Genomic DNA, 20,198 nt, shown 5'->3' on the forward strand with positions numbered 1-20,198 from the left:
GCATCGGGCGATGACACAGAAGCCGCCCAGCGGGGTACGTACGTTCGCATGACGCCCTCGCCCACGCCCACCGCCACCTACCGGCTGCAGCTCCAGCCGGACTTCCCGTTCGCGTCCGCCGAGCGTGCCGTCCCTCATCTGGCCGGCCTCGGTGTCTCCCATCTCCATCTCTCACCGGTCCTGGAGGCCGTGCCCGGTTCCACTCACGGGTACGACGTCACCGACCATCGCGCCGTCCGGGCCGAACTCGGCGGCGAGGAGGGGCTGCGCTCCCTCGCCGCGACCGCCCGCGCCCATGGTCTGGGGCTGGTCGTCGACCTCGTGCCCAACCACATGGCGGCGTCCCCCCGGTACAACCACGCCCTGCGCGACGTGCTCCGGGAGGGCCCGGACTCGCCCTACGCCCGCTGGTTCGACATCGACTGGGAGGCGGGAGACGGGCGGATCCTGCTTCCCGTGCTGCCGGCCAGACTCCCCGAGGTACGGGAGCGGATGCGTGTGACGGACGGGGTCCTGCGCCTGGACGAGCAGGAGTTCCCGCTCCGGGACGGCACGGAGGGGCTGCCGCTCACCGAGCTGCTCGACGCCCAGTGGTACCGCCTCGCCTGGTGGCGGCTGGCCCGGACCGAGCTCAACTACCGCCGCTTCTTCACCATCTCGGATCTGATCGGGGTCCGGGTCGAGGACCCCGAGGTCTTCGACGCGACCCACTCCAAGATCGTGGAGCTGGTACGGGACGGGGTCGTCGAGGGCCTGCGGATCGACCACCCGGACGGGCTCGCCGACCCCCAGGGCTATCTGGAGCGGCTCCAGGAGGTGACGGACGGGCGGTGCTGGACGGTGGTCGAGAAGATCCTCACCGGGACGGAGCCGCTGCCGGCGGACTGGCCGGTCGGCGGCACCACCGGCTACGACGCCCTGCGGTATGTCGACGGGGTCTTCGTGGACCCGGTCGGTGCGGACGAACTGCGGGACGTGTACCGCGAGTTCGTCGGGCGCGCCTCGGACAGGGGCGGCTGCTGGGAGGCGACCGCGCGCCGGGCCGCGTACAAGGTCGTGACCCATGAACTGGCCGCGGAGACGGCCGCGCTGACCAGGATCGCGGGGCGGATCTGCGCCGCCGACCCGGAGCTGCGGGACCACGCGCCCTGGGCGCTGCTGACCGCGATCCGTGAACTGCTCGTCCGGGTCCCGGTCTACCGCGCCTACCGGACGGGCGGCGAGGACGTCCTGACGCCCGAGGCGGCACGGGGGGCGAAGGCGGCCTTCGCGGTGGCGGAGGAGGCCGCGGCCGTCGACACGGTGCGGGAGCTGGCGCTCGGGCGGCTCGGGGACGGGCCCGCACACCGCGCGTTCCGGGCCAGGTTCGCCCAGACATCCTCGGCGCTGCGCGCCAAGTCCGTGGAGGACACGGCCTTCTACCGCTACACACCGCTCCTCTCGGCCAACGAGGTGGGCGGAGAGCCCGGCAGGCCGGCGGTCGCGCCGGAGGAGTTCCACGCGTACTGCGCACGGCTCGCCCGCGACTGGCCGGCCACCGGCACGGTGCTGACCACGCACGACACCAAGCGCAGCGCGGACGTCCGGGCGGGCATCGCGGTCCTCGCCCAGTGCCCGGCTGTGTGGGCGGAGTTGCTGGACCAGGTCGCCGGCATCCCGGCGCCCGATCCGCATCTGGCGTGGACGGCGTGGCAGACCGCGTTCGGCTTCGGCACGCCGGACGCGGCGCGGCTCGGCCCGGCCGTGCTGAAGTCCGTGCGGGAGGCGGGGCTGCACACCAGCTGGACCGAGCCCGACGAGGGCTACGAGCGGGCGGTCGCCGACTTCGTGGCGGCGGGTCCCGGCCGTATCCCGCTGCGCTCGGCGTCGGAGGCGGCGTTCGCCCTGGAGCCGCACATCCGGGCGCACATGCTCGGCGCGGCGCTGGTGCATCTGACGATGCCGGGGGTCCCGGATCTGTACCAGGGGACGGAGCGGGAGTACCGGGCGCTGGTCGACCCGGACAACCGGCAGCCGTTCGCAGTCGGCCAGGACGACGACAAGACGGCGGTGGTGCGGGCGGCGCTACGGCTCCGGCGGGAACGCCCGGAGGTCTTCGGGGAGCCGGGGAGCTACGCCCCGCTGACCGCGTCCGGCCCGGCGGCGGCACACTGCCTGGCCTTCGCCCGCGCGGGCGAGGTGGTCACGGCGGTCACCCGCCTGCCGCTGCGGCTCGCGGAGGCGGGCGGCTGGCAGGACACCGAGCTGGTGCTCCCGGACGGCCGCTGGGCCGATCTGCTCGACGGCGTACGCGAGTTCACGGGCGGCGCGGCCACGGAGGTCAAGCTCGCGGAACTCTTCGACGAGCGCCCGGTGGCCTTGCTGGCCCGCCTGCGCGAGTGACCGACGACCGGCGGGGGCGCCCGGGGCGCGGCTCGGCCCCCGGGCCACGGCTCTGCGCCCTCGCCGCGGTGCGGTCAGCCGCCGGGGCGGACGAGGAGATTGCGGGGGCCGCGGGTGATCAGTCCCGTGTACTCGGGGCGGTAGCCGTCGGCGACCCGCAGACGGGGCATCACGTCGAACAGGGCCCGCAGGGCGTACTCCGCCTCGAAGCCGGCCAGCAGGACGGCGGGGCACGCGCCGGAGCCGTAGGTGAGCTGGCCGGGGTCGTCGCGCAGCGGGTCGTAGCGGTCGGGTACGCGGAAGCGTTCCGGGTCGCGCCCGGCGGAGCCGATCAGGAGGGCGACCGGCTCCCCCGCCGGGATGGTGCCGCCGCTCACCCGTACCTCGGCGCGGGTTCGGCGTACGGCGATCTGCACGGGCGGGTCGCGGCGCAGCGACTCGGTCCAGGCACGGGCGATCAGGTCCGAGGGGGCGTCGCGGAGTGCGTGGGTCAGGTCCGGGTCGGTCAGGACGTTGGTGAGGAAGGAGGCCAGGGCCTTCTCGCGGATCGCGATCTGCGCGGTGCACCGGCCCGCCGGGGCGGACGCGGCCCGGCCGCGTACCAGCCGCATCATGTCGCGGTAGGGCACCCCGATGGCGGCGGCCACGGTTCCGGCGGGCAGCCAGTGGCAGTACTCGGCGACGAGATCGGTCTGGCGCCGGTCGGCGATACGGCGGGCGAGGAGGTGGGCGGTGCGTTCGGCGACGGCCCGCAGCGCGGCCTCGTCGACGTCGACGTGGCCGCGGGCGCAGGGCGGGTCGCCGGGCCGGTGGCCGTGGGTGAACCGGGCGTCGGTGAGCGCGCCGGCGACGTCGGCGTACCGGCTGAGCACCCAGGCCCGCAGCATCGGGTCGAAGGTGAGCGGGAACTCCTCCCGCAGCACGCGGTGGACGCGGTGCGGGATCCGGGTGGCGCCGGGGTCGAGCGGGCTGGGGGCGACGGTGCGGGCGGGGACACGGTCGGTGTCGGCGGGTCCCTCGCCCCTGACGCGCCCGGCGGCGCGGACGGGGAGGGAGGGCGCGGGATCCATGGGCGGGACCTTCGCCCAGCCGTCCTGCCGTATCGCCGGGTTCGACCTGTCGCTCATCGCGCCCCCTCGGTGGGTCCGCTGTGGGTGGCTGCCGCGGCCGGAACAGTCCTGGCGCGCGCGTCTCACCACCCCACCACCGCGCGACGCCCGCCGCAGTCCGCGTACGGCCGAACGGGTGACTCGCCGGGGCTGTCGGTGCCGGGGGATACAGTGCGCTCCGTGTCGCATACAACGTCGCGTGAACGGTAGGGGGAGAACATGAGGGGGTGGGGGCGGAGCACCCGTGTCGCAGGGGTGCTGATCTCCGCGCTGCTGGCCGTCGGCTTGGTGCCGCAGTCGGCCGTCGCGGCCACAGTGCCGAACGGATCGGTGGTCCCGGCCACGATCACCAAGCTGGGGGAGGACCCGAGCCGGCAGCTGGCGTCGACCGAGTCCGAGTCCGGGCCTGTGCCGCCGGAGCAGAAGACCCGGTTCGCGCAGTACATCACCGCCGCCGAGGTCGGCGGGATGCCGAAGGCCAGCCTGTCGGACATCCTGACCTACGATCTGAACGCCGCTGCGAAGCCTCTGTGCCATCCGACCAACGCCGCGGGCGCCCAGGGGTTCTGCTGGGACGACACGTGGGGCGACGACAGCAAGATGGCGTTCGTGCCGCAGGGGCTCACGGGCTCCGGTGAATCCCCCGCGAACGAGGGTGTCACGGGCGGCCGCCGGGTCCTCGTCGCCAGCTGGCACAGCGACCACGCACACCCGACGTACGCCACGGACGAACTGATGCGGGTCACCTTCGCCGACGTGACCAACCCCGCGGCGGTGCGCTACCGCCACGCCCTGCTGGTGACGCCGACCGCGTCGGGCTTCGCGGCGCTGCCGGGTCACGCCCACTCGGTGACCTGGTACAAGAACTACCTCTACGTCTCCACCGGCGCCGGCCTGGCGGTCTTCGACCTCACCAGGATCTGGCGGATGGACGAGAGCGGGGGCACGGTCGGTACGTCCGCCGGAAAGCACTACGCGGCCTGGCACAAATACGCGCTGCCCCAGGTCGACCGCTTCCACAACCTGCGTGCGGACCCGAGCAACTGCGGTACGTACAACAGCACGCCGGAGGACACGATGCCTCCGTGTTTCACGGGCGTCTCCCTGGACGACAGCGGTCGCGAACCCGCCCTCGTCACCACGGAGGGCAACCCGCTGGAGGACGGCGAGCAGCAGACGTTCGGCGATGCCGGAGAGATCGTGCGGTGGCCGCTCGACCGCGACACCGGCCTGCCGAAGACGGAGGGGCAGACGGGGATCGTCCGCCCGGTGGACGCCTTCCGCTCCACGATCGGCGGCGCCCAGGGCGGTGCCATGAACCGGGGCCGGGTCGTCGTCTCGGCCCCGTGCCCGGAGTTCGTGGCGGGCGGAAGCAACATCCCGAGCTGCCTCTACCACGCGTGGCCCGGGGAGCCGGTGCGCCTGTGGACCCGTACGGGCATCAACAACGAGAACGTCTCCTACTGGCCCGCGACCGACGAGCTGTGGACGATCAACGAGTTTCCGGGCGACCGTACGGTGTTCCACATCCGTTGGCCCAAGCCGGAGCTGCCGCTGCGGTCCCTCAGCGGCACCTGGGGCGACCTCACGGGCGACGGCCGGCCCGACCTGCTCGCCGTCCGCCCGCACGCCTCGACGGCCGGCGGTGCGGGGAACGGGAACCTGGTTCTGTACCCCGGTGCGGTGAGCACCCTCGGCATCCGTACGTCGATCGGGACGGGCTGGGATTCGATGCCGCTGCTGTCGGGCATCGGGGACCTGAACGCCGACGCCCGACCTGACATGCTCGCGGTCGACAGCGGCGGCCAGTTGTGGCTGTACCCCGGCACCGAGGGCGGGCTCGGCCCCCGCGTCCAGCTCTCGACCGGCTGGGGTGATGTGCGCGCCATGACCGGCACCGGCGACCTCACCGGCGACGGCCTGCCCGACCTCATGGCCGTCTGGAAGGACGGCACCGCCCACCTCTACCCCGGCAAGCCCGGCGGCCTCGGCACACGCCGGCAGATCGGCACGGGCTGGAACACCATCCGCCTCCTGACAGGGGCCGGCGACCTGAACACCGACGGCCGACCCGACGTCCTCGCGGTCGACAGCGACGGCCAGTTGTGGCTCTACCCCGGCACCGACACCGGCCTCGGCGCGCGCGCCCAGCTCTCGACCGGCTGGGGCGGCGTCCAGGCCATGACCGGCACCGGCGACCTCACCGACGACGGCCGGCCCGACCTCATGGCCATCCTGAACGACGGCACCGCCCACCTCTACCCCGGCACGGCAACCGGCGGCCTCGGCACACGCCGGCAGATCGGAACCGGCTGGAACACGACGCGCCTCCTGACAGGGGCCGGCGACCTGAACACCGACGGCCGTCCCGACGTCCTCGCGGTCGACGGGAACGGGAAGTTGTGGCTCTACCCCGGTGCGGTGAGCGCCCTCGGCATCCGCACGTCGATCGGGACGGGCTGGGATTCGATGCCGCTGCTGTCGGCCATCGGGGACCTGAACGCCGACGCCCGACCTGACATGCTCGCGGTCGACAGCGGCGGCCAGTTGTGGCTGTACCCCGGCACCGAGGGCGGGCTCGGCCCCCGCGTCCAGCTCTCGACCGGCTGGGGTGATGTGCGCGCCATGACCGGCACCGGCGACCTCACCGGCGACGGCCTGCCCGACCTCATGGCCGTCTGGAAGGACGGCACCGCCCACCTCTACCCCGGCAAGCCCGGCGGCCTCGGCACACGCCGGCAGATCGGCACGGGCTGGAACACCATCCGCCTCCTGACAGGGGCCGGCGACCTGAACACCGACGGCCGACCCGACGTCCTCGCGGTCGACAGCGACGGCCAGTTGTGGCTCTACCCCGGCACCGACACCGGCCTCGGCCCCCGCGCCCAGCTCTCGACCGGCTGGGGCGGCGTCCAGGCCATGACCGGCACCGGCGACCTCACCGACGACGGCCTACCCGACCTCATGGCCATCCTGAACGACGGCACCGCCCACCTCTACCCCGGCACGGCAACCGGCGGCCTCGGGGCCCGCACCGCCGTCGACCTGGGCTGGGGAACCCCCTAGGGAGTGTCCGGAAAGTATCGCCGTCCGCCCGGAGGGCGGGGTCCGCGGCGTCCGGTGCGTGCGATCGCAAGGCGGCCGGAAGCCCTCGTAGCGGAGCTACTTGGGCTTTCGGCCAACGCAGGCGTGGGGGCACCTCCCGTGCCCGGCCGACCGCGCCCGCGAAGGCGGGCACGGGCGAGCAGGACCGGGATTCGCACCGCAGGGGGGTTACCCCCACCCGTAGGGGAACGCCCCGAGCAGCGCCGGGGGTTCAGCGCAGGGAGAGCCGGAACGACATCTGGCCGAACTCGACCAGGTCGCCGGCCCGGACCACCACGGCTCCGGTCACCCGGCGCCCGTTGACGGTCGTGCCGTTGGTCGAACCGAGGTCGCGCAGCACCCAGAGGCCGCCCTGGAGGGAGAGTTCGGCGTGCAGTCGGGAGACCGTCTCGTGGCTGAGCCTCAGGCCGTTCGCCGGGTCGCGGCCGATCCGCAGCGGGTGCGGGCCGGGCGCGGGCAGCAGCAGCTTCGGCAGCCGCTCGGCCTGCCAGGCCCGCCCGACCTTGGCCGTGAACGCGGACATCTTCTCGACCGCGCCCACCACACGCCGGGTCCAGGTGGACTCGGTCCGCAGATCGGCGGTCAGCAGGGCGAGTTCGTCGGGCCGGCGGGCGGCGAGCGCCCGCTCCATCCGGAACAGGAAGGTGTCGTGCGAGAGCCGGCCCTGCGCGGCACCCTCCCGGAGCAGCACCAGCGCACGGTCCCGCTCGGCGTCGGAGAGCCGAGCGGAGTGCGTGGAGAACTCGAAAGGTGACGTCACATCGTGATTGTCGGGCCGAGGGCCCCGAGGTGTCCAGAACGGTCCCGCACGACAAAGCCGTACCGCCCTCACCGAGATCGCTGCTACGGTCCCCGCACTCGACTCCCAGGGGGAAACCAGACGTGACCGCGTCTTCTCACGCCGCTTCTCACACCACTCCTCACACGCCTTCTCGCACCACCGACGGCGTGACCGTGCGCCCGCTCTCCGGGCCGGAGGAGCTGGAGCTGTTCTGCCGTCTCAGCTACGTCCTCGACCACGAACTCGAGGACGACCTGGCCACCGGCCGCCGCATACCCGGCTGGATGTGGGTGGCCCTGCGCGGCGACCGGGTCCTGGCCAGGATCGCCTGGTGGACGAAGAAGGAGGGCGGCGAGCCGCTCGCCCTCGACTTCTTCGACCTCGATCCCGAGCTGCCCGCCGAGGAACGCTCCGACATCGGCCTGCGGCTGCTCGAGACGGCGACCGCGGCCGTCGTGCCGGCGGGCGCGCCGCGCCCCGAGTACGGCCGGTTCCTGCCGCCGGACTGGCACGAGGTCCCCGAGACCCGCGACCGGCTCGAAACGCTGTTCGGCGTCCTGGAGCGCGCCGGAGCCCGGCCGCTGGTCGAGCGGCTGCGTCTGGAGTGGCGGCCCGGGACCCCCGTACCGGAGCCGAAGGGGCGCCTGGAGTTCCGTCCGGTGAAGGACCGCGAGGACCTCGTGGCGCTGATGACCCCCGTGCTGGAGGGAACGCTCGACGCCCACGGTCAGGCCGATCTGGCGTCCGGCCTCTCGGCCCGCGAGGCGGCGGAGAAGCACTACGACGAGGAGTTCCCGCACTACACCTCGCCCCGCGGGTGGTGGCGGGTCGCCCGGCTTCCGCAGACCGGTGAGCCGGTCGGCTTCGTGATCGCGGCGCGGAACAACTACCACCACACCATCGCCTACATCGGTGTGCTCCCCGCGCACCGCGGCAAGGGCTACATCGACGACATCCTGGGCGAGGGCACCCGCATCCTGGCCGGTGAGAACGTGCCGCGTATCCGGGCGGCGACGGACCTGGCCAACGTCCCGATGGCGAACGCGTTCGCCCGGGCGGGTTACATCACCTTCGAGCGGGCGATCAATTTCGTGTGGGACGCGCCGGGCGCCACCGACTCCTGACTGCCAGGATGGTCCCGGTAGTCGTTGGTCCGTCGACGAGGGGATCGGCCAGTGCTGTTCGAGGTGTGGGCTCCACAGGCCCGTGACCGGGTGACGCTGGAGCTGAACGGCGCCGAGCACCCGCTGGAGCGGGATGCCGAGCGGGCCGGCTGGTGGACGGGGGTGGCACCGGCCGCCGACGGCGACCGCTACGGCTACTCCCTCGACGGCGGGCCGGTGCTGCCCGACCCGCGCTCCCGCCGCCAGCCCGACGGACCGGACGGCCTCAGCGCGGTCGTCGACCACGACGCGTTCGTCTGGTTCAACGAACCTCCGCGCCTGCGGCTGCGCGCCGGAGTCCTGTACGAGCTGCACGTCGGGACCTTCACCCGCGACGGAACCCTGGACGCGGCGGCGGAGCGGCTCGGGGAGCTGGCGGGGCTCGGCATCACCCATGTGGAGCTGATGCCGCTGTGTCCCTTCCCGGGGAAGTGGGGATGGGGGTACGACGGCGTCTCCCCGTGGGCGGTGCACGAGCCGTACGGCGGACCGGCGGCGCTCAAGCGCTTCGTCGACACGGCGCACGGGCTCGGGATGGGTGTGGTCCTGGACGTGGTCCACAACCATCTCGGCCCGTCGGGCAACCATCTGCCGTCGTTCGGGCCGTACTTCACGGACACCCACCACACGCCGTGGGGCGCCGCCGTGAACCTGGACGCGCCGGGCTCGGACGAGGTCCGCGCGTATCTCCTCGGCAGCGCGCTGGCCTGGCTGCGGGACTACCGGATCGACGGCCTCCGCCTCGACGCCGTGCACGCCCTTGCGGACACCCGGGCGCTGACGTTCCTGGAGGAGCTGTCGGAGGCCGTGGACGAGCTGGCACGGGAGCAGGGCCGCCAGCACTTCCTGATCGCCGAGTCGGACCTCGCCGATCCGCGCACCACCACGCCGCGCACCATGGGCGGCATCGGCGTCCACGCCCAGTGGAACGACGACTTCCACCACGCCCTGCACACGGCGCTGACCGGGGAGTCCCAGGGCTACTACGCCGACTTCGCGCGCGCCCCGCTGGCCGCGCTCGCCAAGACCCTCACCCGCGTCTTCTTCCACGACGGTACGTACTCGAGTTTCCGGGGCCGCTGCCACGGGCGGCCGGTGGACCGGGCCCGCACGCCCGCCCACCGCTTCCTCGGCTACGCCCAGACCCATGACCAGATCGGCAACCGGGCGACCGGCGACCGGCTCTCGGCGACGCTCTCCCCCGGCCTGCTGGCCTGTGCGGCGGCTCTGGTCCTCACCGGCCCCTCGGTGCCCATGCTCTTCATGGGCGAGGAGTGGGGCGCGAGCAGCCCCTGGCAGTACTTCACCGATCACACCGATCCGGAGCTGGCCGAGGCGGTACGCCGCGGGCGGCGGCGGGAGTTCGCGGAACACGGCTGGGCGGAGGAGGACATCCCCGACCCGCAGGATCCGGCGACCCGGGACCGGTCGGTCCTGGACCGCTCGGAACGCGAACGGGCCCCGCACAACCGGATCCTCGCCTGGCACCGCGAGCTGATCGCGCTCCGCCGCACCCTGCCCGACCTCACCGACCCCGATCTGGCGGCGGTGCGGGTGGCCTTCGACGAGGACGCCCGCTGGCTGGCGTTCCGCCGCGGGGTGCTGCGCGTCGCGGTCAACCTGGGCAAGGAGCCGGCGGAGATCCCGCTCGGGTCGAACGGCCGCGACCGGGTCGTCGCGGCCTGGGAGCCGGTCGAGGCGCCGGGGCGGGACGGGGCGCTGCGGCTGCCGGCGGAGTCCGCGGTGATCCTCAGCGACGGCTGAGCCGGGCCGTGCGTACGCGGCCCGTCGGCGGGTCGCGTCACCGGCCTCGCGGCCGCTACTCCACGATCGCCATCTCGCGCGAGGTGTTGTTGAAGCGCCGCCCCGAGCCCTCCTCCGTGGCCGTCACGATGTCCTCGATACGGACGCCGAAGCGGCCCGGGAGATAGACGCCCGGCTCGATGGAGAAGCACATGCCGGGGAGGATCGGCCGCTCCTCGCCCTCGATCATGTACGGCGGCTCGTGGGTGGTGACGCCGATGCCGTGGCCGGTGCGGTGGATGAAGTACTCGCCGTAGCCCGCGTCCGCGATCACCCTGCGCGCCGCGCGGTCCACCTCCTGGCAGGCCACGCCCGGCCGGACGGCCTCGAAACCGGCCTGCTGCGCCGCGCGGACGAGGTCGTGGACGCGCCGCTCCTCGGCGGTCGGTTCGCCGACGTGCACCGTACGGGTGGTGTCGGAGCCGTAGCCGTGCTTGAGGCCGCCGAAGTCGAGGACCACCATGTCGCCGCGCTCGATGACCCGCTCCCCCGCCTCGTGGTGCGGGTCGGCACCGTTGGGCCCGGAGCCGACGACGGTGAAGTCGACCTGGGAGTGGCCGAACCGCAGGAGGAGCGCGGCGAGGTCGGCGGCGACGTCGGTCTCGCGGCGCCCGGCGAAGCGGACGGTGAGGATCTCTTCGTACGCCTGGTCGGCGGCGGCGCCGGCGGCCGCGATCCGCTCCAGTTCGCGGGCGTCCTTGACGGCCCGCAGCATCGGCAGCGCTTCGGTGAGCGCGACGTACGAGGTGGAGGGCAGCGCCTGCTGGAGACCGAGGAGGTGCATGGCCCAGGCGTTGTCGCTGACCGCGAAGCGGCCTTCGGCGTCGAGGAGGGGAGCGGTGACGGCGTACGGGTCCTTGCCGTCGGTCCAGTCCCGGAGCGTCAGCGCCGGGGCGCCCGGGGCCTTGGCGGCGTCGGGCGCTTCCAGGGTCGGCACCACGAGCACGGGGTCCCGGCCGGCGGCCAGGACCAGGACGGTGAGCCGTTCGGTGCTCGCGGTCGGCCGGTAGCCGGTCAGATGGACCATGTCCGGGCCCGGGGCGACGAGGATGCCGGCGAGTCCGGCGTCGGCCGCCGCGTCGGCGGCGCGGGTCATCCGGGCGCGGTAGTCGTCGGCGGTGAAGGGGGCGGGTGGCGCGGTGACGGACATGGGGCTCCTCCTCGACGTACAGCATCCTGCCCGGCGCTCCGAGCGGACGCGACCGTTCAGCACCTGTCCTGGCCCGGGCCGGGGCCTTGGGTGATGAGCTGTTCCAGGAGCTCCTGGAAGTCGTCGCCGACGACGATGCGCAGGTCGCCGCCGTCCCCGTCCCGTTCGCTGAGCTGCGTGAGCGTGCCGCCGCGCCACCAGAAGACGTACGGGCTGATGGCACCGGGGGTGTCCTCGTACCCGGAGGCGGCGAAGGAGGCCATCGCGCCGAGCGCGGCGACGATCGTGGTGTCGCGGATCGGGTGGAAGGCGAGCTGGTGGCGGAACGGCATGGCGACCAGGGCACCGTGCTCGGTCAGCGGCCGGCCGGTGACGCGCTGGACGACCGCGTCCAGGTCGAGGACGCGGCTCGCGGTGTAGAAGGAGTCGCCGAGGAGCACCTCGAAGCACATGCCGTCGGCGTCCCGTACCGTCTCGTGCGCCTCGACGGGCAGTCCGCGCAGATTGCCCATCGCCCGGTCGCGCAGGTGCTGGAGGTCGCCCAGTGGCTCCAGGGCCTGGTCGGTGAGCATCATGACGCTTTCGGGCAGGTCGAGGGCGAGGACCTCGTACAGTCCCGGCGCGACGGTCCTGGCGTAGCCGAAGCTCGCGGGGTCGATGCCCTCTCCGCTGACCACCCGGGGGTAGAGCTGGGCGCGGATCTGCTCGGGCAGGAGGGTGTCGAGCGCGGAGGGGCCGTCCAAGGTGCGCAGGACGAGACTGACGTGGCGGCGGACGATCTCCGGCCAGGCGCGCGGCCCGCGCCGGTCGTTGTGGCAGACGGCCGCCAGGTTGCCGAGCCCGAACTGCCGTCCGCTGTCGTCGCTCACCAGGTCGGCGTAGACGGCGACTTCGAGCCCGAGCTCCGCGAACGCCTCGCGGACCTGGCCGCGGAAGAGGGCGGCCTCGCGCTCGGAGAAGTACGTGAACTCGGGGTCCCTGGGGGCGTCGTCGCCGTCCCGCCTGGGCCCTCGCCGGAACAAACCCACGTGCGCCGCCTTCCGTTGCCGTTGCCGTTCCGTGCGGTCGGTTGCCGTCCGGTCAAGCCTAGGGGGTGTCTTGTCGATCAGGCGGGCAGTCGGCGGGCCAACTCGGCGGCCGGGCCGTCCGGTTGGGTGCGGGTGTGGAGGAGTTCGGTGCGGTGGACGAGCCGGGGAGCGGTCAGGGGCACGGCGACGGTGCCGGGGTGCCCGTGGGCGGCGGAGGCGGGCAGCAGGGTCAGGCCGTGCCCGGCGGCGGCGAGGCCGGCGAGGGTGCGGACGTCGGTTCCCTCCTGACGCAGCGCGGTACGGAAGCCCTGGCCGGCGGGTCCGCCGTGCGCGGCGCGCAACCGGTCGAGGGGGAACCCGGAGTCGGGGGCGTCGAGCCAGCGGGCGTCGGCGAGGTCGGCGAGGCGCAGTCCGGTGCGTCGGGCAAAGGGGTGGTCGTCGGGCAGGAGGACGGCGAGCGGCTCCTCGCCCACCCGCACGGCGGTGAGCGGGGCGACGTCCGGGAGCCGCAACGGGTCGCTGGGGGCGGCGAGTCCGTCGGCCAGGCCGAGATCGGCCTCGCCGGTGGCGACGGCGGCCGGGACCGCGTCCCGGGGCAGGATCCGCAGGGTCACGCCCGCGGCGGGCAGGGCGGCGAGGGTACGCGGACGCAGGGCGAGCGGGGAGGCTGCGAGGGTCAGCTCCTGGCGGGGCGCCTCGGTGAACCGCGTGAGATCGGCGCGGGCGGCGTCGATCCGCAGGAGGAGGGACGTGGCGTGTTCGAGGAGCCGTTCGCCGGCCGGGGTGGGGAGGACGGGGCGGCGGCCGAGGAGCGGCACGCCGAGGTCGTTCTCCAGGGCGGCGATGTGCTGGGAGACGGCGGACTGGGTGTAGCCGAGTGCGCGGGCGGCCTCGGAGAAGGAGGCGAGCCGGGCGACGGTGACGTACGTACGCAGGAGGTGCGGGTCCATGGCCATAAGTGTTCACGATGGGGAGTGCGCGAATCATCGTTGGACGTGAAGGACCGGGCCCGCGCAGCATGGTGGGCATGACGAAGACCCCTCGGGTCGCCCTGGTCGGCGACCGTTCCCCTCATGTGATGTCCCATGTCCGTGTCCCGGCGCTGCTCGACGCGCTGGCGGAGCGTGACGGCCTGGTCCTCGACGCGTACTGGATCCCGACCGAGGACGCGACGGCGCCCGGCGCGGTGAAGGGTTTCGACGCGGTGTGGGTGCTGCCGGGGAGCCCGTACGTGAGCGAGGAGGGAGCGCTGGCGGCGATCCGCACCGCGCGTGAGGACGGGATCCCGTTCCTCGGCACCTGCGGCGGGTTCCAGCACGCGCTCCTCGAGTTCGCCCGCGACGTCTGCGGTCTGGGCCGCCTCGCGCACGCGGAGAACGACCCGGGCGCGGACGCGGACGATCTGCTGATCGCCCCGCTGGCCTGTTCGCTGGTCGGGCACGAAGGGGCGGTGCGGGTCGCGCCGGGCTCGCTGGCCGAGTCGGTGCTCGGTGCCGAACGGACGACGGAGCGGTACCACTGCGCCTACGGCCCGGACGGCCGCCATCTGGAGGCGCTGCGGGAGCATGGCCTGCGGTTCACGGGCGAGGACGAGGACGGGCAGGTCAGGATCGCCGAGCTGCCCGGGCACCCTTTCTTCATGGCCACGCTCTTCCAGCCGGAGCTGGCCGGGGACGGGACGCGCCCGCACCCGATCGTGCGGGCCCTGGCGCGGGCGGCGGCGGACAAGGCGACGGACGACGTGACGGACAGGGCGACGGTCAGGGCGACGGTCAGGGCGCGTTAGGTCATCCGCACGACGAGGTGGGCGCGGTCACGGCCCCGGGCCACGAGCCGGGCGTTGGCCTCGTCGGAGTCACGGACCCAGCGCTCGGCGTGGTCCCGGTCCTTCCCGAAACGGACATGGCGCTCGACGAGCCGGGTCACCCGCCGCCGGTCGTCCAGGTCCAGGAACCAGGCTTCGTCGAGGAGCGGCAGGACGGAGGCCCACGCCCCTTCGTCGTGCAGCAGGTAGTTCCCCTCCGTGACGACGAGGGGTACGTCGGGGGCGACCGGTACCGCCCCGGCGACGGGCTCTTCCAGGGCCCGGTCGAAGGCGGGGGCGTAGACGGTCGTGCCGGGCTCGGGGGCTTTCAGGCGGGCGAGGAGGGCCGCGTACCCGGCGGCGTCGAAGGTGTCCGGTGCCCCCTTCCGCTCGGCGCGGCCCAGCCGGTCGAGCTCCCCCTGGGCCAGATGGAACCCGTCCATCGGAACGAGCACGGCGAGCCCGTCGAGCCGGGCGACGAGCCGCGCGGCCAGCGTGGACTTCCCGGCCCCGGGCGGCCCCGCGATCCCCAGGATCCGCCGCCCCCGGGCACGGCGAGCCGCCGCGCGCGGTCGGTGAGCTCGGCGAGCTGCTGGGCGTCCATGCGGGGCATCTTCCCACCGGTCGCCGCTTGTAGGACAACCGCCGGGACCCGCTCAGTCGGCCACCGGCGCCCGAAGGTCCAGCTCCGCCCGCACGGTCTTCCCGACGGGTACGCGATCGAGCACCGCCCAGCGCGAGGCCAGCGCTTCGACGATCAGCAGCCCGCGCCCCGAGTCGTCGAGGGGCCGTGCCACGACGGGCGCGCCGGGCCCCGGCGGACGGCACTCTGTTCGGGTGTCGGCGACATCGACCCGGAGAAGCGTCCCGGGCGTGTACGAGAGCGTCAGCTCGAAGTCGCGCCCGGGCACGCGGCCGTGCGTGACGGCGTTGGCGGCGAGCTCGGCGACGAGCAGCGCGACGGTGTCGGAGGCGGTCGAGCCGTGGGGAACGCCCCAGCGGTCGAGCTGGTGCAGCGCGAGATGCCGGGCGAGTCGGGCGCCGCGCGGAGTGGAGCTGAAGCGCTGGGTGAACACACGTACGGTGACGGGTTCTTCCCGGGTCAGGGGGGACGTCATGGGCCCAATGTGGCGCCTGGCCGGGCGGGTTGCCAGGTCAGAAACCCGTACGCTGGGTGAGCGTACGGGTTCGGAGGGTGGACAGTATCCGTAACGGGCCGTGACCATGGGCGGGTTGGGGTGCGGGGCACGGGAGGTGTACGGGATGACGGACGGGATTCCGGGCGGCGGAGAGCCGGAGACATCGGACAGCTTGAAGACGTTCGGAGAGGTGGTCAAGACCTTCCGCAAACGGGCCCGCATCACGCAGGAGGACTTCGCGCCACTGGTGCGGTACTCGGTACCGACGGTGGCCTCGATCGAACAGGGCCGGCGGTTCCCGCCGGCGGACTTCGTGGACCGGGCGGAGGAGGCGCTCGACGCGTTCGGGGTGATCCGGGCGGCGGCGAAGCACGTCTCCCGGCAGCCGGGCATCGCGAGCTGGTTCCGCCACTGGGCGCGGCTGGAGCTGGACGCGCTGAACCTCTACACGTACGAGAACCGGCTGGTCCCGGGGCTGCTGCAGACGGAGGCGTACGCGCGGGAACTGTTCAGGGAGCAGCGCCCACCGCTCGGGGACGACCAGATCGAGGCGCAGCTGGCGGCCCGGCTCGAACGGAAACGGCTGCTGACGGAGCGGCCGAACACGGCGTACAGCTTCATCGTGGAGCAGCATGTGCTGGAACGCCCGACGGGCGGGGCGGAGACCATGCGGCTGCAACTCGACCACATCCTCGAACTCGACGCCCACCGCAACGTCGAGATCCAGATCATGCCGAAGGCGCGGGGCCACCACGCGGGCCTCGACGGGCCCATGCAGCTCCTGGAGACCCCGGACAACAGGTGGTTCGCCTACTGCGAGGGACAGGAGAGCGGCCAGTTCATCGCCGACAGCAAAGTCGTCAGCATCCTCCAGACACGGTATGCCAGGATGCGCTCACAGGCTCTTACGCTGGAAGACTCCCTGAGCCTGTTGCGGCAGATGCGAGGAGCGGTATGAGCACCACAGAACTGGCCTGGTTCAAGAGCAGCTACAGCAGCAGCGGTAGCGGCGACTGCGTCGAAGTCGCCCTCTCCTGGCACAAGTCCAGCTACAGCAGCGGCGGCAGCGGCGATTGCGTCGAGGTCGCCACCTGCCCCACCACGGTCCACGTCCGCGACTCCAAGCGCACCGAGGGCCCCCAGCTCGCCCTCTCCCCCACCGCCTGGGGCGACTTCGTCACGTACGCCTCCCGGGTCTGACCCTTCGGCTCCCTCCGACCCCCGCACGGAGTCAACTCCCTTGCGGGGTCGGGCTTGTGGCACCGTGGAGAGGGCGCACAGCGGTGCGCCAGCGACGCCAGGCCGCTCACGGGGGAGACGGACACGTGTCATTCGACGAGGAATGGGGGCAGCTCAAAGCTGCTTCCGCAGCCAAGCTGAATTCCGCACCGATGCGGCTCAACAAGGCACCCGGGGGCGGCGACCATGGGGGCGGCGGGGCGGGGGCGAACGGGGAGGGGTTCTCCGCGAACGCCGCTTCCATCAACGGAAGTTCGCATCTGCTGATGGAGATCGCGGGGCTGCTCTACGAGGGCCGCATGGACGGCGAGAACGCGACGCAGGCCCGTGTGCCTCGCGCCCACGCCGATGTCGCCGCGAACGTCGACACCTTCGCCCGGTTCGCCAAGGATCAGTACAACGACATGGTCGCACTGCTCGCGAGCCTGTCCACCAGGCTCAAGTCCTCGGGCAACGACTACACCAAGGTCGATCAGGACATCCAGGGCCGTATGAACTCCCTGCTCGACCACGGACGCTACGTCCCCGCCAAGGACAGGTGACCGGCGATGGCCTATCGCGCCGACGTCGCGTTCCTCGAAGACGCCAACCCTCATCTCATCGACCGCAACGCCATGGAGTTCCGCCGCCTCCACACGCTGATCGAGTCCACGGACGACGCCTTCCGCAAGGCGGCGAAGGTGGAATGGCAGAGTGAGGCCCGCGATCTCTACGTCAAGCGCCTCGGCGAGAGCAAGAGCCTCGCCGACGCCCTCTCCGAGGCTGACGCTGTGGTTCGTGAAAGCCGAGTGGCTGCGGAGATGGTGGTTCGCGATCCCCGCAGCCCTGGCCTGCGCCGCGATCCTGCGCCTGACGCTTCTCGCCCCCGCGCTCTGACGGCGGCGCGGCCACCGCCCGAGGTCAGTCCTCGGTCGGTGTCAGGCGCAGCGAGATCGAGTTGATGCAGTAGCGCTGGTCCGTCGGGGTCGGGTAGCCCTCGCCCTCGAAGACGTGGCCGAGGTGCGAGCCGCAGCGGGCGCAGCGGACCTCGGTGCGGACCATGCCGTGGGACCGGTCCTCGATCAGTTCGACGGCGTCGGAGTCCTTGGGGTCGTAGAAGGACGGCCATCCGCAGTGGGACTCGAACTTCTCCGTCGAGGTGAAGAGCTCCGCGCCGCACGCCCGGCAGGAGTAGACGCCCTTGGTCGTGGTGTCGGTGTACTCACCCCGGAAGGCCGGCTCCGTGCCGGCCTGGCGCAGTACCTGGTACTCCGCCGGGGTCAGCTCCGCGCGCCACTGCTCGTCCGGCTTCTCGACGTCGTACGACATCACTCGCTCCTCAGCTCGACAGGTGGTCCAGGATCCGCGGGCCCAGGTCCGTGACGTCTCCCGCACCCATGGTCAGAACGAGATCGCCGGGCTTGGCCATTCCCGCGATCACGTCCGGGACGGCTCCCTTGTCGTGGACGGCCGTCACATCGGCGCCCGCCGCGCGAGCCGCTGTGATGATCAGGTCGCTCGTGATGCCGGGGATCGGGTCCTCGCGGGCCGGGTAGATGTCGAGGACGACCGAGGCGTCGGCGAGGGCCAGGGCGTCGCCCATCTCCTTGCCCAGCTCCTGGGTGCGGGAGAAGAGGTGCGGCTGGAAGACCACCAGCAGGCGCCGGCCCCCGGCGGCGCCACGCATGGCCTCCAGGTCGGCGGTCATCTCGGTGGGGTGGTGCGCGTACGAGTCGATGACCTGGACGCCCGCCGCCTCGCCCTTGAGCTGGAGGCGGCGGCCGACACCGGTGTACGCGGTGAGGGCCTGCGCCAGCTCGGCGGGGTCGATGCTGACGCGGGCGCCGGCGGCGAGGGCCGCGGCGGCGTTGTGGGCGTAGTGGCGGCCGGGGACCGAGACGGTGAAGGTGTGCTCGGTGCCGTCGAGGACGACGACGACCTCGCTGGTCATGCCGTGCGGGGTGATCGAGCGGATCCAGGCGTCGGAACCCTCGGCTTCGCCGACCGTGACCACGTTCAGGCCCGCGCGGCCCGCGACCCGGGCGGCCAGTTCGCGGGCGCCGGAGTGCTCGCCGACGACCAGGGTGCCGCCGGGGCGGATCTTGGCGGTGAACGCCTCGAAGGACTCGTAGATCTCGTCCATCGACGCGTAGTTCGCGTGGTGGTCCAGCTCGACGTTGAGGACGATGGCGACCTCGGGGTCGTACTTCTGGAAGCTGCGGTCGCTCTCGTCGGCCTCGGCGACGAAGACCTCGCCCGCGCCGTGGCGCGCGTTGGTGCCGGGGCCCGCGAGGTCGCCGCCGATGGCGTACGAGGGGTCAAGACCCAGCTCGGTCAGGGCGACGGCCAGCATCGAGGTGGTCGTGGTCTTGCCGTGCGTACCGGCGACCGCGATCGCGCGCAGGCCGTCCATGAGGGAGGCGAGGGCGTCGGAGCGGTGGACGACGGGGATGCCGAGCTCGGCGGCGCGGACCAGTTCGGGGTTGTCGGCGCGGATGGCGCTGGAGACGACGACGGCGGAGGCGTCGTCTGCGAGGTGGGCGGCGGCGTGCCCGATATGGACGGTGACGCCCAGCGCGCGCAGCGCCTCGGCGGTCGCGGACTCCTTGGCGTCGCTGCCGGCGACCTTCGCGCCGCGCTGGGCGAGGATCTTCGCGATGCCCGACATTCCGGCACCGCCGATGCCGATGAAGTGCGGCCGCTCCATGGTGGCAGGGACGGCGGCGGCAGGGATGGCGGATGCCATGCGGATCTCTCCCCGGAGTGCGGCGTACAGGAGGTGCCCAGCCTAGTGGCTCGCGTGGGCCGCCCCGGGCGCCCCGCACTAGGCGGGCGCGCTGGCCGGGGCGGCCTGCACGGAGAGGGTCACTCCCGGGCGCCCCGCGCGGGGCAGCCCACCGCGAGCCCCGTCACTCCTGGCGTCCACCATGGCGCGGCTCACCGCGGGCCCGGTCACTCCTGGCGTCCACCGTGGCGCGGCCCACCGCGGGCCCGGTCACTCCTCCTCCGGCTCCTCGCTGTGCGCGAAGAGCTTGAGGACCGGTACGCCGACCTTGTGGCGCGCCCGGGAGGCCCAGTCCCGGTGGAAGAACTCCTCCACGTAGTGCGGGGCCGTCAGCACGATCACCTCGTCCGCGTTCGATTCCTCCACCACGGCCTTCATCTTGTCGATCGGATGGTCCTCCACCACTTGGCCGACCGCCTCGCAGCCGGCGTTCCGAAGCGCCTGGAGGGAGTGCTCCAGCGCCCGCTCCGCGAGGGGCCTGGCCGCCTTCCCCTCCGGTTCGTCCGCCTCGCGGGCGGCTTCCTTCAGGTCGCCCAGGGCGACGTCGTCGATGGCACGCAGCAGGACATCGGCCTGGTCACCGCGCGGCTGCATCAGCACGATGAAGGACACCCCCTCGTCGCCGTGCAGGGTGGTGACGAATTCCACGTCGACGGACGTCAGGGGCTTCTCGATCATCAAAACGCTTGTGAACACCTCAGGAGCCCTTCTGCGGAAACCATCCTTCCCCG

Annotated in this window: 18 protein-coding genes and 1 pseudogene; 9 read left to right on the forward strand and 10 right to left on the reverse strand. The window is 72.9% G+C overall.

Going from position 1 to position 20,198, the window contains the following annotated elements; genetic code table 11:
- The first annotated feature begins 48 nt into the window (after positions 1 to 48).
- Complete coding sequence (gene treY / locus ACWDX6_RS05100; protein WP_451483559.1) at positions 49 to 2,382, forward strand: malto-oligosyltrehalose synthase; 2,334 nt, start codon at positions 49 to 51, stop codon at positions 2,380 to 2,382.
- Positions 2,383 to 2,456: 74 nt separating this feature from the next.
- Here treY and ACWDX6_RS05105 read toward each other — a convergent pair whose 3' ends face one another.
- Entirely contained in the window at positions 2,457 to 3,509 is a 1,053-nt protein-coding gene (locus ACWDX6_RS05105) for a cytochrome P450 (RefSeq protein WP_451483560.1), read from the reverse strand.
- 237 nt (positions 3,510 to 3,746) lie between these two features.
- Here ACWDX6_RS05105 and ACWDX6_RS05110 point away from each other — a divergent pair, with 237 nt between their 5' ends.
- A complete protein-coding gene (locus ACWDX6_RS05110) occupies positions 3,747 to 6,557 on the forward strand; it encodes an FG-GAP-like repeat-containing protein (RefSeq protein ID WP_451483561.1) in 2,811 nt (936 codons plus the stop codon).
- Positions 6,558 to 6,807: 250 nt separating this feature from the next.
- Here ACWDX6_RS05110 and ACWDX6_RS05115 read toward each other — a convergent pair whose 3' ends face one another.
- Positions 6,808 to 7,356, reverse strand: coding sequence for an FHA domain-containing protein (locus ACWDX6_RS05115; protein ID WP_451483562.1), 549 nt, complete (start codon positions 7,354 to 7,356; stop codon positions 6,808 to 6,810).
- Positions 7,357 to 7,544: 188 nt separating this feature from the next.
- Between ACWDX6_RS05115 and ACWDX6_RS05120 the strand changes: the two genes are divergently transcribed.
- Together ACWDX6_RS05120 and treZ are read left to right on the forward strand one after the other, a co-directional pair.
- On the forward strand, positions 7,545 to 8,501 hold the full coding sequence (locus tag ACWDX6_RS05120; RefSeq protein WP_451483563.1) for a GNAT family N-acetyltransferase: 957 nt from the start codon (positions 7,545 to 7,547) through the stop codon (positions 8,499 to 8,501).
- A 51-nt stretch (positions 8,502 to 8,552) separates the two neighbouring features.
- Positions 8,553 to 10,304, forward strand: a complete 1,752-nt coding sequence (gene treZ / locus ACWDX6_RS05125; protein WP_451483564.1) for a malto-oligosyltrehalose trehalohydrolase — start codon at positions 8,553 to 8,555, stop codon at positions 10,302 to 10,304.
- Positions 10,305 to 10,359: 55 nt separating this feature from the next.
- On the opposite strand, the gene ACWDX6_RS05130 is transcribed toward treZ, so the two are convergent.
- The 3 genes from ACWDX6_RS05130 to ACWDX6_RS05140 form a co-directional block, all read right to left on the reverse strand.
- Positions 10,360 to 11,493, reverse strand: a complete 1,134-nt coding sequence (locus ACWDX6_RS05130; protein ID WP_451483565.1) for a M24 family metallopeptidase — start codon at positions 11,491 to 11,493, stop codon at positions 10,360 to 10,362.
- 56 nt (positions 11,494 to 11,549) lie between these two features.
- Positions 11,550 to 12,521, reverse strand: coding sequence for a hypothetical protein (locus ACWDX6_RS05135; RefSeq protein ID WP_451483566.1), 972 nt, complete (start codon positions 12,519 to 12,521; stop codon positions 11,550 to 11,552).
- A 77-nt stretch (positions 12,522 to 12,598) separates the two neighbouring features.
- Positions 12,599 to 13,471, reverse strand: coding sequence for a LysR family transcriptional regulator (locus tag ACWDX6_RS05140; protein ID WP_451483567.1), 873 nt, complete (start codon positions 13,469 to 13,471; stop codon positions 12,599 to 12,601).
- A gap of 77 nt (positions 13,472 to 13,548) precedes the next feature.
- On the opposite strand from ACWDX6_RS05140, the gene ACWDX6_RS05145 reads away from it, so the two are divergent.
- Positions 13,549 to 14,307 carry a CTP synthase C-terminal region-related (seleno)protein gene (locus ACWDX6_RS05145; RefSeq protein WP_451483568.1) on the forward strand — a complete coding sequence of 253 codons (759 nt, stop codon included), beginning with the start codon at positions 13,549 to 13,551 and terminating at the stop codon, positions 14,305 to 14,307.
- Here the strand turns inward: ACWDX6_RS05145 and ACWDX6_RS05150 are convergent.
- Positions 14,304 to 14,938: pseudogene (locus ACWDX6_RS05150) on the reverse strand (nucleoside/nucleotide kinase family protein). The gene ACWDX6_RS05145 and the pseudogene ACWDX6_RS05150 overlap by 4 nt on opposite strands.
- A 43-nt stretch (positions 14,939 to 14,981) precedes the next feature.
- Complete coding sequence (locus ACWDX6_RS05155; RefSeq protein ID WP_451483569.1) at positions 14,982 to 15,443, reverse strand: ATP-binding protein; 462 nt, start codon at positions 15,441 to 15,443, stop codon at positions 14,982 to 14,984.
- A 145-nt stretch (positions 15,444 to 15,588) separates the two neighbouring features.
- Here ACWDX6_RS05155 and ACWDX6_RS05160 point away from each other — a divergent pair, with 145 nt between their 5' ends.
- From ACWDX6_RS05160 to ACWDX6_RS05175, 4 genes are all read left to right on the forward strand, one after another.
- Positions 15,589 to 16,422, forward strand: a complete 834-nt coding sequence (locus ACWDX6_RS05160) for a helix-turn-helix domain-containing protein (protein WP_451483570.1) — start codon at positions 15,589 to 15,591, stop codon at positions 16,420 to 16,422.
- Entirely contained in the window at positions 16,419 to 16,664 is a 246-nt protein-coding gene (locus ACWDX6_RS05165; RefSeq protein ID WP_451483571.1) for a DUF397 domain-containing protein, read from the forward strand. The genes ACWDX6_RS05160 and ACWDX6_RS05165 overlap by 4 nt, the downstream gene beginning before the upstream one ends.
- Positions 16,665 to 16,789: 125 nt before the next feature.
- Complete coding sequence (locus tag ACWDX6_RS05170; protein ID WP_451483572.1) at positions 16,790 to 17,245, forward strand: hypothetical protein; 456 nt, start codon at positions 16,790 to 16,792, stop codon at positions 17,243 to 17,245.
- Between the two features lie 6 nt (positions 17,246 to 17,251).
- A complete protein-coding gene (locus ACWDX6_RS05175) occupies positions 17,252 to 17,644 on the forward strand; it encodes a hypothetical protein (RefSeq protein WP_451483573.1) in 393 nt (130 codons plus the stop codon).
- Here ACWDX6_RS05175 and msrB read toward each other — a convergent pair.
- The 3 genes from msrB to ACWDX6_RS05190 all read right to left on the reverse strand — a co-directional run bounded on the left by msrB (position 17,604) and on the right by ACWDX6_RS05190 (position 20,163).
- Positions 17,604 to 18,011 (reverse strand): peptide-methionine (R)-S-oxide reductase MsrB, encoded by a 408-nt coding sequence (gene msrB, locus ACWDX6_RS05180; RefSeq protein ID WP_451483574.1) that lies wholly within the window; start codon positions 18,009 to 18,011, stop codon positions 17,604 to 17,606. The two genes, ACWDX6_RS05175 and msrB, sit on opposite strands and share 41 nt — an antisense overlap.
- Before the next feature lie 10 nt (positions 18,012 to 18,021).
- The gene (gene murC / locus ACWDX6_RS05185) at positions 18,022 to 19,428 is read right to left on the reverse strand and encodes a UDP-N-acetylmuramate--L-alanine ligase (RefSeq protein WP_451483575.1); all 1,407 of its coding nucleotides are present in this window, start codon (positions 19,426 to 19,428) and stop codon (positions 18,022 to 18,024) included.
- A 249-nt stretch (positions 19,429 to 19,677) separates the two neighbouring features.
- Entirely contained in the window at positions 19,678 to 20,163 is a 486-nt protein-coding gene (locus ACWDX6_RS05190; protein ID WP_451483576.1) for an indole-3-glycerol phosphate synthase, read from the reverse strand.
- Positions 20,164 to 20,198: the final 35 nt, after the last annotated feature.

The sequence above is a fragment of the Streptomyces sp. NPDC003027 genome (genome assembly GCF_053591435.1).

Bases quoted from the DNA above. Each gene is read 5' to 3' on its own strand.
- ACWDX6_RS05140 (WP_451483567.1), bottom strand. From the start codon at position 13,471: ATGGACCCGCACCTCCTGCGTACGTACGTCACCGTCGCCCGGCTCGCC.
- ACWDX6_RS05160 (WP_451483570.1), top strand. From the start codon at position 15,589: ATGACGGACGGGATTCCGGGCGGCGGAGAGCCGGAGACATCGGACAGC.
- ACWDX6_RS05145 (WP_451483568.1), top strand. From the start codon at position 13,549: ATGACGAAGACCCCTCGGGTCGCCCTGGTCGGCGACCGTTCCCCTCAT.
- ACWDX6_RS05130 (WP_451483565.1), bottom strand. From the start codon at position 11,493: ATGTCCGTCACCGCGCCACCCGCCCCCTTCACCGCCGACGACTACCGC.
- ACWDX6_RS05165 (WP_451483571.1), top strand. From the start codon at position 16,419: ATGAGCACCACAGAACTGGCCTGGTTCAAGAGCAGCTACAGCAGCAGC.
- msrB (WP_451483574.1), bottom strand. From the start codon at position 18,011: ATGTCGTACGACGTCGAGAAGCCGGACGAGCAGTGGCGCGCGGAGCTG.
- ACWDX6_RS05105 (WP_451483560.1), bottom strand. From the start codon at position 3,509: ATGAGCGACAGGTCGAACCCGGCGATACGGCAGGACGGCTGGGCGAAG.
- treY (WP_451483559.1), top strand. From the start codon at position 49: ATGACGCCCTCGCCCACGCCCACCGCCACCTACCGGCTGCAGCTCCAG.
- ACWDX6_RS05155 (WP_451483569.1), bottom strand. From the start codon at position 15,443: ATGACGTCCCCCCTGACCCGGGAAGAACCCGTCACCGTACGTGTGTTC.
- ACWDX6_RS05175 (WP_451483573.1), top strand. From the start codon at position 17,252: ATGGCCTATCGCGCCGACGTCGCGTTCCTCGAAGACGCCAACCCTCAT.
- murC (WP_451483575.1), bottom strand. From the start codon at position 19,428: ATGGCATCCGCCATCCCTGCCGCCGCCGTCCCTGCCACCATGGAGCGG.